The following is a 13,622-nucleotide window of genomic DNA, read 5'->3' on the forward strand; positions in this document are numbered from 1 at the left end:
TCGCCCCGCGACGAGACCCTCATTAATCCATATTTTACAGATAGATAGAGGCGGCAATCGCGAGACCGCGCCATGCCGCAGCGCGGCAATGTGCGAAAAGCCGCACAGGCCCGCCCGCGCTTTGTGCGAAAATTCGCACAAAGGGTTAACCATGCTCTACCGGTAATCCTCGGCCCGCAGGCCAAAACGCGCCAGCTTGTCATAAAATGTTTTGCGCGGCAGCTTGAGCTCCTTGGCGGCGACGCTGGCGCGCCCCTCTGCGCGGCGCAGGGCCGCAACCAAAAGCGAGCTTTCCACCTGCGCCATTTGCTGCGCGAGGCCCAATTCCGTGGCCTCGCCCCCTGCCGCCGCTTGCCCCACGCCCAACACAAAGCGCATCGCCTCGCTCATCAGCGCGCGCGCATTGCCCGGCCAGTCGCGCGCCATCAATCCGGCGATGACCTCGGATGTGACCTCGGGCGCGGCAAGGCCCGCCTGTTCGGCGGCTTGGGCCACATATTGGCGAAACATCGGCGCGATGTCTTCGGGGCGCTCGGCCAAGGACGGGATATGCACCCGCGTTACCTCCAGCCGGTAATAGAGATCGGCGCTGATTTGCCCCGCACCCACATCGGCAGCCAGATCGCGCGTGGTCCCCGCCATGATGCGCACCCGCGCGCCGCTGTCCATCAGATCGAGGAGCAAGAATTGCGCCTCGCGCGGCAAGGTGCCGATCTCGTCCAGATAAAGGCTGCCGCCCTCCGCCGCCTCGAAGGTCGCCGCCAGATCGGCGCGCGTCAGCCCCGCCGCGCCGCGTTTGACGAAGGGCGCTTTGGCCTGTGCGGACATCAAATGGATCACCTCGGCGACCTTGGATGTCCCCGATCCCGGCGGCCCGAAGATCAAGACTTCGGCCTGTGTTTGCGCCACTTGGCGCACCGCATCGCGCAGCGCCTCCGAGGTTTGAGAGGTGCCGAACAGCATCCGCGCCGCCGGATCACCGGTTTGCAACTGTGCCTTCAAACGGCGGTTTTCCAAAACCAAAGCGCGGGTTTTGAGCGCCCGCTCCACCTCGGCCAGCAAATCCGCAGGGCTGCAAGGTTTTTCCAAAAAGCCGAAAGCCCCCTGCCCCATGGCCCGCACCGCCATCGGAATATCCCCCTCGCCGGTCAAAAGGATCACCGGCAATTCCGCATCCACGCCCTGCGTAAACGCAAGCAAATGGAACCCGTCGCGCCCCGGCATGCGGATATCGGACAAAATCACCCCGTCAAAGGCGGGGGTGATATGGTCCTTAGCTTCGATGAAGCTGCCCGCGACCTGCGGCACCAGATCGCCCAGTTCGAGCGTCTGGCGCAGGGCCTCGCGCACCGCCGCGTCGTCATCCACACATAAAACCCGCCGCGTCATGCCGCCGCCTCCGCGTCTTGCCATTGCTCAAGCTCAACGGTGAACACCGCGCCGCCTTGCGCCGCATTCGCGCCGCTGATCTGTCCGCCAAAGCTTTGCACCAAGCCGTAAGAGATGGACAGGCCCAAACCCATGCCGTCGGCGTCGGGCGCGCCCTCGCCCACGGTTTTGGTGGAATAGAACGGCTCGAATATCTTCTCGGGGTCCTTGATCCCCGGACCCGTGTCGTGCAGCCGCACCTTGAGGCGCGCGCCCTGCTCGATGGTGATCTCGATACGCCCGCCGTCCGCGCCCGACATCGCATCGGCGGCATTGGTGATCAGATTGACAAAGACCTGCACCAAGCGCACCTCGCCGCCACGCACATAGATCGGCGCGCGCGCGCCGCTTTGCCAATCACAGACCACGCCGTCGCTCTCGCGCCGCGCCTGCGTCATTTCGACAGCCGTATCAATCACTTGCACAAGGTCCACCTTAACCACCGGCTCGCTTTCGTTGCGGGCAAAGGCGCGCAGGTTCTTGATGATCCGCGCCGCCCGCGCCGCCAAGGCCGATATCCGGCCAAGGTTTTCGCCCGCGACATCCGCCTTGCCCTTTTGCAGCAAAAGCGCGCCGTTTTCGGCAAACTGCTGGATCGCCATCAAGGGCTGGTTCAATTCATGGCTGATCCCCGCCGACATCTGTCCCAGCGCCGACAGTTTTTCGGCCTGCACCAATTCCGCCTGCGCCTGTTTGAGCGCCGCCTCGGCGGCAATGCGTTCGGCCACCTCGCGGCGCAGGGCGGCATTGGTGCCCGACAATTCGCGGGTGCGCCGCGCCACCCGCCGCTCCAGCTGCGCATTGGCCCGCGCCAAGACGCGCCGCCGCGCCATCACCGGCACCAGCATCGCCGCAAATCCAAAGCACAGCGCCAAAAATACCCCCGTTTGCAGCCACGCGATCCGCCGCGCGGGTGCCGCATCGACCATCGCGACCGCACGCAATCCGATCACCGGCAGATCACGGCTGAGCGCCATGGCGCGCGCGGGCAGATAGGGCCCCCACTCAAGGCGCCACAAATCATAGCTGCCGCGCGGCACATGGCGCGCGCTTGGCCCGTCTTGCCCCGCCTCCCCTGACGCCAGAGCAGACACCTGCCCGACCGCTTGCCCCGCCGCCTGCTCCATCGCCCTCTGTGCCACCTGCGGCGCGATCAAAGCGCCCTGCGCCCCCTCCTGCCAGAACAGCAATTCCCTGCGGTTGGACATGAAGACCTCGCCCGCTTCGTCAAGGAAATAGACCGCCGGATTGCCGCCGATCCAATCCCATTCCATCATGTCGATATTGACCACCACGACCAAGGCGCCCGCCACGTGGCCTTGGGGCGCAAACTGCGGCGCGGCGTAGAAATAGGCCCGCTGCGGACGATCCACGCTTTGCTGCGCCCCATCGGCATCGGAGGGGTCGGGCATATCCACCGCCCCGCGCCCGTAGGCCCCATGCCCCGTGCCAAGCGCGCCCTGCATCGCGCGGGCAAAATAATCGCTGCGCCGCAAGTCAAGTTGCGCCGCCGCGCGCCCGCGCGTGGCCCGCGCCAAAATCCGCCCCGAAGGATCGGCAAAGGCCAGATCAAGCGCCGCCGTTTTATCCGCCGCCGCCGTCAAAAGGGCGCGCGCCGCATCACGCTCGGCGGCCCCGCCTCCGGCCAAATCGGCCAGAACCGGATGATCGGCCATCAATACGGCAAGCTCTTGATATCGTTTGAGTTGCGAGGTGATGCGGTCCGAGGCCAGCGCCAGATCGGCCCTGCCTTTTTGGGCGATGCCCGCCAAGGCCTGCTGCTCGGAGGAGCGCCAGATCGCCGCCCCCATCAGCGCCACCGCACAGAGCGCGCCGAGCAGCGCCAAAAGCCGCAGCCCGCCGCGCGCCTCGCCCGCCTGCGCCGCGCCGCCAGAGCGCCCACCCGATGTCATGACATATCCCTCATCGCGCCCAAACTATCGCAAGCCCCCTTGCCTTGACCAGCGGGCCGCGCGAAAAACATCCATGACCGTGCTGCACCAATCCCCCACCGATCCCGCCTTTGTGCAAAACCCCTACGGCTTTTACGCCCGTGCCCGCGCCGCAGAGCGGCAAGGCGGATTGCCGCTTTGGCACGACTACGGCATGGCGGCGGCCTTCACCCATGAGGCCGTGCAGTCGATTTTGCGCGACCGCCGCTTTGGCCGCACCCCGCCGCAAGGATTTGCGCCGCCGATCCCCGCCGCCCTTGCGCCCTTCTATGAGATCGAGGCGCATTCGATGCTGGAACTGGAGCCGCCGCGCCACACGCGCCTGCGCGCCCAAGTGCTGCGTGCCTTCACCTCGCGGCGCATCGCTGGGATGGCTGGCGAGATCGAGGCCCTGTGCCACCGCTTGATCGACGGGTTTCCCGCCGGCAGCTTTGATCTGCTGCCCGCCTATGCCACGCCGATCCCCGTGATCATCATCGCGCGACTTTTGGGCGTGCCCGAGCGCGATGCCGACAGGCTCTTGGCGTGGTCCAACGCCATGGTGCAAATGTATATCGCGGGCCGCAGCGCCCGAATGGAAGCCGAAGCCGTCGCCGCCGCGCAGGCATTTTCCGCCTATCTGAGCGATTACATCGACGCACGGCGCGGCGATCCGCGGCCCGATTTGATCACCGCCCTGATTGCCGCCGAAGAGGCGGGCGAAAAGCTCAGCCGCGCCGAGTTGATTTCGACCTGCATCTTGCTGTTGAACGCGGGCCATGAGGCCACGGTGCACAGCCTTGGCAATGCGGTTTCGGTGCTGTTGCAGCACCAAGGCGCCCGCGCCCATTGCAGCGCACAGGCCATTGAGGCCAGCGTCGAAGAGCTGCTGCGCTATGATCCGCCGCTGCATAAATTCACCCGCTATGCCTATGAAGACATGGAGGTTTTCGGGCATCGCTTCGGCCGCGGCGATCAGGTCGCCTTGATCCTCGGCTCTGCGGGGCGCGACGAAGAGATCTGGCCCGATGGCGAATGTTTTATCCCGAACCGCAAGGTGCAAATGAACAGCGCATTTGGCGGCGGTTTGCATTTTTGCCTCGGCGCTCCGCTGGCGCGGCTCGAGATGCAAATCGCGCTGCGGGTCTTGCTGGAGCGCTGCCCCGATTTGCGCCTGCGCGAGGTGCCGCGCTACCGCGACGCCTATCATTTCCACGGGCTTGAGCGCGTGATGGTTTCGGCCTGAGGTCACGGCCTGAGGTCACGGGCCGAGGTCACGGGCCGATGCTGCGGCTGATCAGAGCGGCAACATCGTCGTGGATTTGATCTCTTCCATCGACAAAAGCGCGGTCACATTATGCACTTTCACCTCGGAAATCAGCGCCTGATAAAAGGCGTCATAGGCGCGCGCATTTTGCACCCGCACCTTGAGGATATAATCGATATCGCCTGCCAAACGGTGCGCCTCTTGCACCTCGGGCCGCTCGTTGAGCGCCTTGAGAAACGCCGCCTGCCATTCTGCCTCATGCTCGGAGGTGCGGATCAGCACAAAGAAACAGGCCTCAAATCCAAGCGCCTCGGCATCGAGCAAAAACGTCTGCTGGCCGATGATCCCCGCGTCGCGCATCTTGCGAATCCGGTTCCACACGGGGGTCTTGCTCGACCCCACTTGACGCGCGATTTCGTCCAAAGACTGCCCCGCGTCGCGCTGCAACTGCGAAAGGATTTTCCGGTCTGTGTCGTCTAGGCGGACTGTCATCACGCTTTTCCCTCTATCCGTGGAACTTGGCCCCTGCGGCTGCAGTAAGCCGGAACCACGTTCTTAATTCCCCGCCCATCTGGCGCTAAGGTGGGAATATTTCCTATATTGCAGCAAAGGTCAAACGCCCCGAACCCTCGGGGCCCAATGCCAAGCCAATCGCCAAAGCAGGAGGTCCACAATGGCCCGCCCCTTCACGCCAAAAGTCGTCACCGCCAATGCGCTCCTTGAGGGCGATGTGATCTATCAATGCGCCGATGGCCGCTGGAGCCGCGATCTGGCCGAGGCCGAGCTTTTGACCGACGCCGATCTGGCCGCCGCCCGCCTTGCCGTGGCCGAGGCGCAGCAATCGAGCGTTGTAGGCGCCTATCTGACCGATATGAAAGCGGGCGAGAACGGCCCCGAACCGGTGCATTTTCGCGAAGACTTCCGCCGCACCGGCCCCTCGAACTATGCCCACGGCAAACAGGTGGAGCTGAACTGATGTATAGCTATAACGAATTCGACAAAGCCTTTTTGGCCGAACGCAATGCGCAGTTTCGCGCGCAGGTCGAGCGCCGGATCGACGGATCGCTGACCGAAGAAGAGTTCCGCCCGCTGCGCCTGATGAACGGGCTGTATCTGCAATTGCATGCCTACATGTTGCGGGTCTGCGTGCCCTACGGCACCTTGTCGAGCGCGCAAATGCGCCAATTGGGCATGATCGCGGCCAAGTGGGATAAGGGCTACGGCCATTTCACCACCCGCCAGAACATCCAGTATAACTGGCCCAAGCTGAACGATGTGCCGGACATCTTGGATGCGCTTGGCGAGGTTGGTCTGCACGCGATCCAGACCTCGGGCAACACGATCCGCAACACCACCGCCGATCATTTCGCTGGCGCCGCCGCCGACGAGATCGCCGATCCGCGCCCTGTGGCCGAATTGATCCGCCAATGGTCCACCGATCACCCCGAATTCCAGTTCCTGCCGCGCAAATTCAAAATCGCCATCACCGGCAGCCCCAATGACCGCGCCGTCACCCGCGCCCATGACATCGGGCTGCGCATGGTCGAGCAGGACGGCAAAGAGGGTTTCGAAGTCATCATCGGCGGCGGCTTGGGCCGCACCCCGATGATCGGCAAGGTGATCCGCGAGTTCCTGCCCAAGGCGGATTTGCTGCCCTATCTAGAGGCCTGCGTTTCGGTGTGGAACATCCTTGGCCGCCGCGACAACAAATACAAAGCCCGCATCAAGATCACCGTGCATGAAAACGGCCTTGAAAAGATGCAAGAATTGGTCGAGGCGCGGTTTGCCGAATTGCGCCCGCAGTTTGGCGGCATCGACCAAGAGATGCTCAAAAGCATCGAAGCGCAATTCACCTTGCCGCAGTTCAAAACCGCGCCCACCGACGCCTATGATGCGGCCTATGCCAATGATCCGGTGTTCCGCGCATGGGTCGATACCAATATCACCGCGCATCGCAACGCCGATTACGCGATTGTGTCGATCTCGATCAAGAACCACGGCGAAACGCCAGGGGATGCAACGGCAGAGCAGATGGCGACCATGGCCGATCTGGCCGAGCAATATGCCCATGACGAATTGCGCATCAGCCACGAGCAAAACGTGATCTTGCCCCATGTGCATCGCGGCGATCTGCCTGCGCTGCACGCCGCGCTCAAACAGGCGCGTCTGGCGGCGGCGAATATCGGGCTGATTTCCGATATGATCGTCTGCCCCGGCATGGATTATTGCGCGCTGGCCACCGCCCGCTCGATCCCGATCGGGCAGCAAATCAGCACCCGTTTCAACGAATTGAAGCTGGAGCATGATATTGGCGAGTTGAAGCTCAAAATCTCCGGCTGCATCAATGCCTGCGGGCACCACCATGTCGGCCATATCGGCATCTTGGGTCTCGACCGCGCGGGGGTGGAAAACTACCAAGTCACCCTTGGCGGCGACGGCACCGAAACCGCCTCGCTGGGCGAACGCGCAGGGCCGGGATTTGCCTATGACGAGATCGTGCCCGCGGTCGAGCGGGTCATTCATGCCTATCTGAAACTGCGCCAAGGGCCGGAGGAGACCTTCTTGATGACCTACCGCCGCCTCGGCATGGCCCCGTTCAAGGCCGCGCTCTATCCGGAGGATAAAGCCAATGCCGCCTGATGCCAGCCTCGCCCACGCGCGTGATGCGGGCCGCAGCTATGGCAGCGAAAACGCCGACGGCTTTGCCGCCCGCGTGGCCGCGCTCAATGCCGCCTATGAGCATCACAGCGCCACCGCCGTTCTCAAACGCGCTCTGAGCGATCCCGATGTCGGGCGCTTGGCGCTTGTCTCCTCCTTTGGGGCGGAATCGGTGGTTTTGTTGCACCTCGTGTCGGTGATCAACAAACACACGCCGGTCCTGTTTATCGACACGCAGATGCTGTTTGAGGAAACCCTTGAATATCAACGCGAGCTGAGCGAACGCCTCGGCCTTGAGGACCTGCGCGTTGTGCGCGCCTCCGAGGTGATGCTGGCCGCCGAAGACCCCGATGGCACGCTGCATCAACGCTCGACCGATGCTTGCTGCGACCTGCGCAAAACGCGGCCCTTGCAACTGTCGCTGAGCGGTTTTGACGGCTGGATCACCGGACGCAAACGGTTTCAGGGCGCCACCCGCGCCAGCCTCGAATTTTTCGAGGCCGACGGCGATCAGATCAAGGTCAACCCTTTAGCCCATTGGACGCCCGAGGACATTCAAAACTATATGGTGGAAAACCGCCTGCCGCGCCATCCTTTGGTCGCCAAGGGCTACCCGTCGATCGGCTGCGCGCCTTGCACATCGCCCGTCAAAGAGGGCGAAGACCCGCGTGCAGGCCGTTGGCGCGGCGAAGAAAAAACCGAATGCGGCATCCATTTCGTGGATGGCAAAATGGTCCGGACAGGAGCAAATACATGAGCGTAATCGTAACCGACGCAGGCTTTGCGCAAGATGATTTCACCGGCAATTTCGCCCCCCTCAACGAGGATGGCACATTGCCCGACACCAGCGCGATTGACATCAATCCCGCCGATGATGTTGCCGCCTTGGCCGGACAACTCGAAGGCGTGACGATGATCCGCGTGGCCTTTCCGGCTTTTTCCGACGGGCGCGGGTTTACCCATGCGCGCTCCTTGCGGCTGATGGGCTATACGGGCCGGTTGCGCGCGGCGGGCCATATCATCGCCGACCAATACGCCATGGCGCGCCGGTCGGGGTTTGACGAGGTGGAAATCGACGACAGTCTCGCCGCCCGCCAGCCCGCGCCGCAATGGCTTGCGCGCGCCAACTGGCAAGAGCATGACTATCAGTCGCGGCTGCGGGCGCGCTGAACACTTTCAACATCTGCAATATGTCGTTAGAACGCGGCGCAAACGCGCCTTTATCGACCACGATTTACATGAGCGAGAGCATCCCCGTGACCGAGACCCAAACCATTCCCAAAGTCCCCACCCTGCCCGACGCCCAAACCGTGACTTCGGTCAAACATTGGAATGAGCGGCTGTTTTCCTTCCGCGTGACCCGCCCGCAAAGCTTGCGCTTCCGCTCGGGCGAATTTGTCATGATCGGTTTGATGAATGATCCCGATCCGAAAACCGGCAAGCAAAAGCCGCTTTTGCGCGCCTATTCCATCGCCTCGCCCTCGTGGGACGAGGAATTGGAGTTTTATTCGATCAAGGTCCCCGACGGCCCGCTGACCTCCCGCCTGCAACACATCGAAGTGGGCGACGAGATCATCTTGCGCCCCAAACCCGTTGGCACGCTGGTTCTGGATGCGCTGTTGCCTGGCAAACGTTTGTGGATGTTCGCCACCGGCACCGGCATTGCGCCCTTCGCCTCCTTGATGCGCGATCCGGAGACCTATGAGCAATATGACGAGGTGATCCTCATGCACACCTGCCGCGAGGTGTCGGAGCTGGAATATGGTCGCCAATTGGTCGAAAGCCTGCCCGATGATCCGCTCATCGGCGAATTGGTCGGCGGCAAGCTGCGCTATTACCCGACCACCACCCAAGAAGAGAGCGCCCAGATGGGCCGCATCACCGACAACCTCAGCTCGGGCAAGGTCTTTGCCGACCTAGGCCTGCCGCCGATGGGCGCGCAGCATGATCGCGGCATGGTTTGCGGCAATCTGGCCTTTAACAAAGACATCATGGCGGTGCTCGAAGGCTTTGGTCTTGAAGAAGGCGCCAATTCCGATCCCAAGCATTACGTGGTCGAAAAGGCCTTCGTCGATTAATTTCGCGCCATCTCCCGCTCAAAGCGGAGCATAGCCCGCAAAGCCTTTGGTGTGCTTTGCGGGCCTTGCTAGGATCGGGTCATGCTGTTGCCGCCGCTCCTGCCCGATATCGATTTTGAACGCCTTGGCCCGAGCCAAAGCGATTTTTCCTATTCCTTTGAGGTCAAACGCGCCGCCATGTCGCCCCATGTCACGCCGCATTGGGGATGGGACGAGGCGGTGCAGCAAGACATCCACCGCGCCCATTACGCCGCCAAACCGTTTTACCGGACCCTGCGCAACGGGAAAAGCATCGGCACCCTGTCCTTCCACCTGCGCAGCGCCGATATCCGCATCGGCGAATTCTACCTGCTACCCGAATGGCAAAACCAAGGGATCGGCACGCGGATCCTGACCCATTGCCTTGGTCTCGCGGACGGCATGGCATTGCCGGTCGGGCTTGAATATCTGCGCTGGAACCCTGTGGGCCGGCTTTACGCGCGCTTGGGGTTTTGCGAGGTCGCGCGCACGCAGACCCATATCGAGATGCTCCGGGCCGTGCCTGCGTGACAGGCCCCAAGACGCCATAGCGGCAGGTCGCTGCCCAAAAAAAAACCCGCGCGGATCGCTCCACGCGGGGTCTCGAAATTCAAAGCGGCGCGGCCCGAACCGAGCCGCGCCAAGAGCTTACATGCCAATTGCGGATTTGATCTGCTCCAGAACATTTTGAAGCATCTCGGGATTGTCTTTGGCTTTGTCCAATCCGGTCTTGAGCATGGTTTTTTGCATATCGCCAATCGACGAGCCGTCGATCATTTCGGAGACTTTGTCGAAGTTAAAGCCGTCGACGGTGAGCAATTCCTTCATGCCCTCCATCATCGAACTGCCCGCATCACCGGCCGCTTCGGCGGCATCAGCGGCCGCATCGCTCGCGGTTTGCGCCGCATCGGCTGCGGTGTCAGCGGCGGCTTCGGCGGTGTTTGCAGCGGCATCCGCAGCGGCCGAAGCGGTATCGGCGGCGGCGTCAACTGCGGTGCTGGCGGCGGTTTCGGCAGCGGCGGCAGCATCGGTTGCGGCCTCTGCTGCGTCCTTGGCCACACCAGCGGCGGCATCGGCGGCGTCTGCGGCGGCGGCAGTGCCCGCATCAACGGCGCCCGTGGCTGCATCGCTCACGACTTCGGCTGCGCCTTCGGCGGCGTCCGTGGCCGCATCAACGGCCTGTGTCGCGGCGTCGCTGGCGGTTTGCGCCGCCTCGGTGGCCACTTCAGCAGCCTCGCTCGCAACCTCTTTAGCCGCATCTGCCGCATCGGTGGTCATGTCTTTGGCCGCATCCGCTGCGCTCGCGGCCGCATCACCGGCGGCATCCACAGCGTCGCCTGCTGCGTCCGCCGCTGCGGTTGCCGCGTCGCTGGCAGCATCTGCCGCCGCAGTCGCCGCATCCGTAGCCGCGTCCGTGGCCGCGTCGACCGCATCACCGGCCGCTGCGGCGGCATCACTGGCCGCCTCTTTGGCCGCATCAGCGGCCCCGCTGGTCGCATCTGTGGCGTCTTGCACAACCTCTTGCACCGATTTGCCGGACATCAGCAGGTATCCGCCGCCAACAATCACCAGCGCAATCACGACCCAAAGCAGATTTTTCATGGTTCTTCATCCCCTTAACATAGGCGGGCCGCCATCCTGGCGCCCACTTCAAACAGATGTTGCAGATGCCGAGAGTTAACAAAAGGTTCAAGGGGAAAAGCAGGCGATTTCGGCCCGAACCTGCCTATTTTGCCGCTTGAAAGAGCGTGGCTGCGGGTTTACCTTGCACAATCGAAAGCTATCAAACCATTGAAGGATCAAAACCATAGCCCGCAGACCTCATAACGCGCCACCCACGCGCGAAACCGGACCCAGAATCAACGACCGCATCCGTTGCCCCGAAATCCGCCTGATTGGTGCGGACGGCGAAAACGTAGGTGTGGTGACACCCGCGAGGGGCATGGAACTGGCCGAAGAAGCGGGTCTTGATCTGGTGGAAATTTCCCCCAATGCCGAGCCGCCCGTCGTCAAGATCATGGACTTCGGCAAGTATAAATACGAGACGCAAAAGCGCGAATCCGAAGCGCGCAAAAAGCAAAAGATCATCGAGATCAAAGAGGTCAAATTCCGGCCCAATACCGATACGCATGACTATGAAGTCAAAATGCGCAACGTGTATAAGTTCTTGGAAAACGGCGATAAAGTCAAAGTCACCTTGCGGTTCCGCGGGCGCGAAATGGCGCACCAGAACCTTGGCCGCGAGTTGCTTGAACGTGTGGCCGAGGACACCAAAGACTGCGGGCGCGTGGAAAACATGCCCAAAATGGAAGGCCGCCAGATGATCATGCTGATCGGCCCGCTGCCCAAGTAGGCTGCAGCGCTCAGCCTCACCGGCGCGGCAGTTTTGCCCGCCCGTCCGGCCTCCCCCCGCTGACGTTGGGGGAGGCTTTTTCTTTGCGCGCGGGGGGCCGTCGGGGCAAGGGACGCGTTCAAAATGATAAAACTTTTCGAAAGATCATTTCACAAGTTGCGCCTGACGTAGCGTCACTTTGAGACATATTAACGAATAGGTGCTTAAATCTGGCTAGGGTCGCCCTAGGTCTTCTCATACGTGCCGATATTCGTCCGCCCGACCCGTCGGGCGAGAACGGCTCTAACAGGTATTTTCGCCATGTCCCGACGCCCCATTGCAACGCGTCCCGTGCTCTACTCCGTGATCATTTCGGTGTTCGTGGTGGCGGCGAATTATGCCTTTAGCGTGGTTTTCGTCGGGTTGGATTATCTGAAAACCTATATCGTGCCGGAAACCTTGGTGCCGATCTTGCTGGCCGTGCCCGTCGCCGTCATCGCCGCACGGCAAAGGCGGCGCATCTACCGGCTCAACTGCACCTTGCAAGATATGGTTGATCATGACGGGCTGACCCAACTCAAATCGCGGCAATATCTGCTCAATAACGTCAAAGTCGCGGCGCAAGAAAACACCGTGGTGATGATGATCGACGTCGATCATTTCAAAGCGCTCAACGACACCCATGGGCACCAAGCCGGTGACCGCGCCTTGCAACATATGGCGCGCATCTTTGCCGATTGCTGCCGCACCGAAGATGTGATCAGCCGCTATGGCGGTGAGGAATTTGTTATTGTTCTCAAGGACTCAGACCTCAGCGCCGCCGCATTGATCGCCAAACGCATCCGCAAGACCCTCGCCAAAAGGCCGCTGGAAACCAGCGAAGGCTCCATCGCCCTGACCGTCTCCATCGGGATCAGCCTGCTGCGCGATGGTGACGATATGGCCGATGCTTTGGTGCGCGCCGATACGGCGATGTATCTGGCCAAGAAAAAGGGCCGCGACCGCGTTGAAATGGAAGGCGCGGCCTAGGCCCCTGCCGACCTCGCCCGCCGCAGCGGACAGCGGACATACAAAAGCCCCCGCATTGGATGCGAGGGCTTTCTTTCGTTTATGCGCGCCGATCACGCCGCCGCAGTAACCGCACGTTTGGTCAAAACACCGACCAGATGCGCACGGTATTCCGCCGTGCCATGCAAATCCGCGATCATGCCATCGGCCGGAACCGACAAGCCATCCAGAGCCGACGCCGAGAAGTTCGACGACAAGGCCGCTTCGGCCTCGCTCCAGCGGAACACACCTTCTTCGGAGGCGCCGGTCACCGCCACGCGCACGCCGTCGGCGTATTTGGCAACAAAGACACCGACCAAAGCAAAGCGCGAGGCAGGTTGCTCGAACTTTTGGTAGTTGGCCTTCTCGGGGATCGGGAGTTTGACCGACGTGATGATTTCGCCCTCGTCCAATGCGGTGGTGAACATGCCTTGGAAATAGTCATCCGCCGCAATCTCGCGCGCATTGGTGACGATGGTCGCGCCCGATGCCAAAGCCGCCGAAGGGTAGCAGGCCGAAGGGTCATTGTTGGCAAGGCTGCCGCCAATGGTGCCGCGGTTGCGCACTGCCGGATCGCCGATGTTGGAGGCCAAAGCCGCCAGCGCCGGATAGGCCGAGGCCTCGTCAGCCACGGTTTTGTGGGTGGTGGCGCCGCCGATGGTCAAGGTGCCCCCGCTAGCGGAGACCCCTTTCATTTCGGCAATCCCGCTCAGCGAGACCAGCTTTTCAGGCATGGCCAGACGTTGCTTCATGGTGGGCAAAAGCGTTTGACCGCCGCCCAATGCTTGCGCCTCGTCAGAGGAGAGCGCAGCAACCGCGTCCGCCACCGTGGTGGGTTTTTCGAACTCGAAGTTATACATTTC

At 62.2% G+C, this 13,622-nt stretch carries 14 protein-coding genes; 9 read left to right on the forward strand and 5 right to left on the reverse strand.

The window, feature by feature from the left end; genetic code table 11:
• Nucleotides 1-156: 156 nt before the first annotated feature.
• A complete protein-coding gene (locus tag ABWV64_RS02150; protein ID WP_353344458.1) occupies nucleotides 157-1,389 on the reverse strand; it encodes a sigma-54-dependent transcriptional regulator in 1,233 nt (410 codons plus the stop codon).
• On the reverse strand, nucleotides 1,386-3,341 hold the full coding sequence (locus tag ABWV64_RS02155; RefSeq protein ID WP_353342632.1) for a sensor histidine kinase: 1,956 nt from the start codon (nucleotides 3,339-3,341) through the stop codon (nucleotides 1,386-1,388). Before ABWV64_RS02155 ends, ABWV64_RS02150 begins: the two co-directional genes overlap by 4 nt.
• Before the next feature lie 73 nt (nucleotides 3,342-3,414).
• On the opposite strand from ABWV64_RS02155, the gene ABWV64_RS02160 reads away from it, so the two are divergent.
• Nucleotides 3,415-4,605, forward strand: a complete 1,191-nt coding sequence (locus tag ABWV64_RS02160) for a cytochrome P450 (RefSeq protein WP_353342633.1) — start codon at nucleotides 3,415-3,417, stop codon at nucleotides 4,603-4,605.
• Between the two features lie 51 nt (nucleotides 4,606-4,656).
• Here ABWV64_RS02160 and ABWV64_RS02165 read toward each other — a convergent pair whose 3' ends face one another.
• The gene (locus ABWV64_RS02165) at nucleotides 4,657-5,118 is read right to left on the reverse strand and encodes an Lrp/AsnC family transcriptional regulator (RefSeq protein ID WP_353342634.1); all 462 of its coding nucleotides are present in this window, start codon (nucleotides 5,116-5,118) and stop codon (nucleotides 4,657-4,659) included.
• Between the two features lie 181 nt (nucleotides 5,119-5,299).
• On the opposite strand from ABWV64_RS02165, the gene ABWV64_RS02170 reads away from it, so the two are divergent.
• The 6 genes from ABWV64_RS02170 to ABWV64_RS02195 all read left to right on the forward strand — a co-directional run bounded on the left by ABWV64_RS02170 (nucleotide 5,300) and on the right by ABWV64_RS02195 (nucleotide 9,911).
• Nucleotides 5,300-5,602: a DUF2849 domain-containing protein gene (locus tag ABWV64_RS02170; RefSeq protein WP_353342635.1), complete on the forward strand. Its 303-nt coding sequence runs from the start codon at nucleotides 5,300-5,302 to the stop codon at nucleotides 5,600-5,602.
• Nucleotides 5,602-7,266 (forward strand): nitrite/sulfite reductase, encoded by a 1,665-nt coding sequence (locus ABWV64_RS02175; RefSeq protein ID WP_353342636.1) that lies wholly within the window; start codon nucleotides 5,602-5,604, stop codon nucleotides 7,264-7,266. The genes ABWV64_RS02170 and ABWV64_RS02175 overlap by 1 nt, the downstream gene beginning before the upstream one ends.
• The gene (locus ABWV64_RS02180) at nucleotides 7,256-8,041 is read left to right on the forward strand and encodes a phosphoadenylyl-sulfate reductase (RefSeq protein ID WP_353342637.1); all 786 of its coding nucleotides are present in this window, start codon (nucleotides 7,256-7,258) and stop codon (nucleotides 8,039-8,041) included. The genes ABWV64_RS02175 and ABWV64_RS02180 overlap by 11 nt, the downstream gene beginning before the upstream one ends.
• Complete coding sequence (locus ABWV64_RS02185; protein ID WP_353342638.1) at nucleotides 8,038-8,454, forward strand: DUF934 domain-containing protein; 417 nt, start codon at nucleotides 8,038-8,040, stop codon at nucleotides 8,452-8,454. The genes ABWV64_RS02180 and ABWV64_RS02185 overlap by 4 nt, the downstream gene beginning before the upstream one ends.
• A gap of 68 nt (nucleotides 8,455-8,522) precedes the next feature.
• Nucleotides 8,523-9,362, forward strand: a complete 840-nt coding sequence (locus ABWV64_RS02190; protein WP_353342639.1) for a ferredoxin--NADP reductase — start codon at nucleotides 8,523-8,525, stop codon at nucleotides 9,360-9,362.
• A gap of 81 nt (nucleotides 9,363-9,443) precedes the next feature.
• Nucleotides 9,444-9,911 (forward strand): GNAT family N-acetyltransferase, encoded by a 468-nt coding sequence (locus ABWV64_RS02195; RefSeq protein ID WP_353342640.1) that lies wholly within the window; start codon nucleotides 9,444-9,446, stop codon nucleotides 9,909-9,911.
• A 117-nt stretch (nucleotides 9,912-10,028) separates the two neighbouring features.
• On the opposite strand, the gene ABWV64_RS02200 is transcribed toward ABWV64_RS02195, so the two are convergent.
• A complete protein-coding gene (locus ABWV64_RS02200) occupies nucleotides 10,029-10,982 on the reverse strand; it encodes a translation initiation factor 3 (protein WP_353342641.1) in 954 nt (317 codons plus the stop codon).
• A gap of 292 nt (nucleotides 10,983-11,274) precedes the next feature.
• Between ABWV64_RS02200 and infC the strand changes: the two genes are divergently transcribed.
• Both infC and ABWV64_RS02210 read left to right on the forward strand, forming a co-directional pair.
• Nucleotides 11,275-11,733 carry a translation initiation factor IF-3 gene (infC, locus tag ABWV64_RS02205; protein ID WP_502902633.1) on the forward strand — a complete coding sequence of 153 codons (459 nt, stop codon included), beginning with the start codon at nucleotides 11,275-11,277 and terminating at the stop codon, nucleotides 11,731-11,733.
• 300 nt (nucleotides 11,734-12,033) lie between these two features.
• Nucleotides 12,034-12,741, forward strand: a complete 708-nt coding sequence (locus ABWV64_RS02210) for a GGDEF domain-containing protein (protein ID WP_353342642.1) — start codon at nucleotides 12,034-12,036, stop codon at nucleotides 12,739-12,741.
• 92 nt (nucleotides 12,742-12,833) lie between these two features.
• On the opposite strand, the gene ABWV64_RS02215 is transcribed toward ABWV64_RS02210, so the two are convergent.
• On the reverse strand, nucleotides 12,834-13,619 hold the full coding sequence (locus ABWV64_RS02215) for an FAD binding domain-containing protein (protein WP_353342644.1): 786 nt from the start codon (nucleotides 13,617-13,619) through the stop codon (nucleotides 12,834-12,836).
• Nucleotides 13,620-13,622: the final 3 nt, after the last annotated feature.

The sequence above is a fragment of the Litorivita sp. NS0012-18 genome, from assembly GCF_040371945.1.
Lineage (GTDB): Bacteria > Pseudomonadota > Alphaproteobacteria > Rhodobacterales > Rhodobacteraceae > Litorivita.

Coding starts and splice junctions, on each gene's coding strand:
- ABWV64_RS02150 (WP_353344458.1), bottom strand. CDS start 1,389: ATGACGCGGCGGGTTTTATGTGTGGATGACGACGCGGCGGTGCGCGAG.
- ABWV64_RS02155 (WP_353342632.1), bottom strand. CDS start 3,341: ATGACATCGGGTGGGCGCTCTGGCGGCGCGGCGCAGGCGGGCGAGGCG.
- ABWV64_RS02160 (WP_353342633.1), top strand. CDS start 3,415: ATGACCGTGCTGCACCAATCCCCCACCGATCCCGCCTTTGTGCAAAAC.
- ABWV64_RS02165 (WP_353342634.1), bottom strand. CDS start 5,118: ATGACAGTCCGCCTAGACGACACAGACCGGAAAATCCTTTCGCAGTTG.
- ABWV64_RS02170 (WP_353342635.1), top strand. CDS start 5,300: ATGGCCCGCCCCTTCACGCCAAAAGTCGTCACCGCCAATGCGCTCCTT.
- ABWV64_RS02175 (WP_353342636.1), top strand. CDS start 5,602: ATGTATAGCTATAACGAATTCGACAAAGCCTTTTTGGCCGAACGCAAT.
- ABWV64_RS02180 (WP_353342637.1), top strand. CDS start 7,256: ATGCCGCCTGATGCCAGCCTCGCCCACGCGCGTGATGCGGGCCGCAGC.
- ABWV64_RS02185 (WP_353342638.1), top strand. CDS start 8,038: ATGAGCGTAATCGTAACCGACGCAGGCTTTGCGCAAGATGATTTCACC.
- ABWV64_RS02190 (WP_353342639.1), top strand. CDS start 8,523: ATGAGCGAGAGCATCCCCGTGACCGAGACCCAAACCATTCCCAAAGTC.
- ABWV64_RS02195 (WP_353342640.1), top strand. CDS start 9,444: ATGCTGTTGCCGCCGCTCCTGCCCGATATCGATTTTGAACGCCTTGGC.
- ABWV64_RS02200 (WP_353342641.1), bottom strand. CDS start 10,982: ATGAAAAATCTGCTTTGGGTCGTGATTGCGCTGGTGATTGTTGGCGGC.
- ABWV64_RS02210 (WP_353342642.1), top strand. CDS start 12,034: ATGTCCCGACGCCCCATTGCAACGCGTCCCGTGCTCTACTCCGTGATC.
- ABWV64_RS02215 (WP_353342644.1), bottom strand. CDS start 13,619: ATGTATAACTTCGAGTTCGAAAAACCCACCACGGTGGCGGACGCGGTT.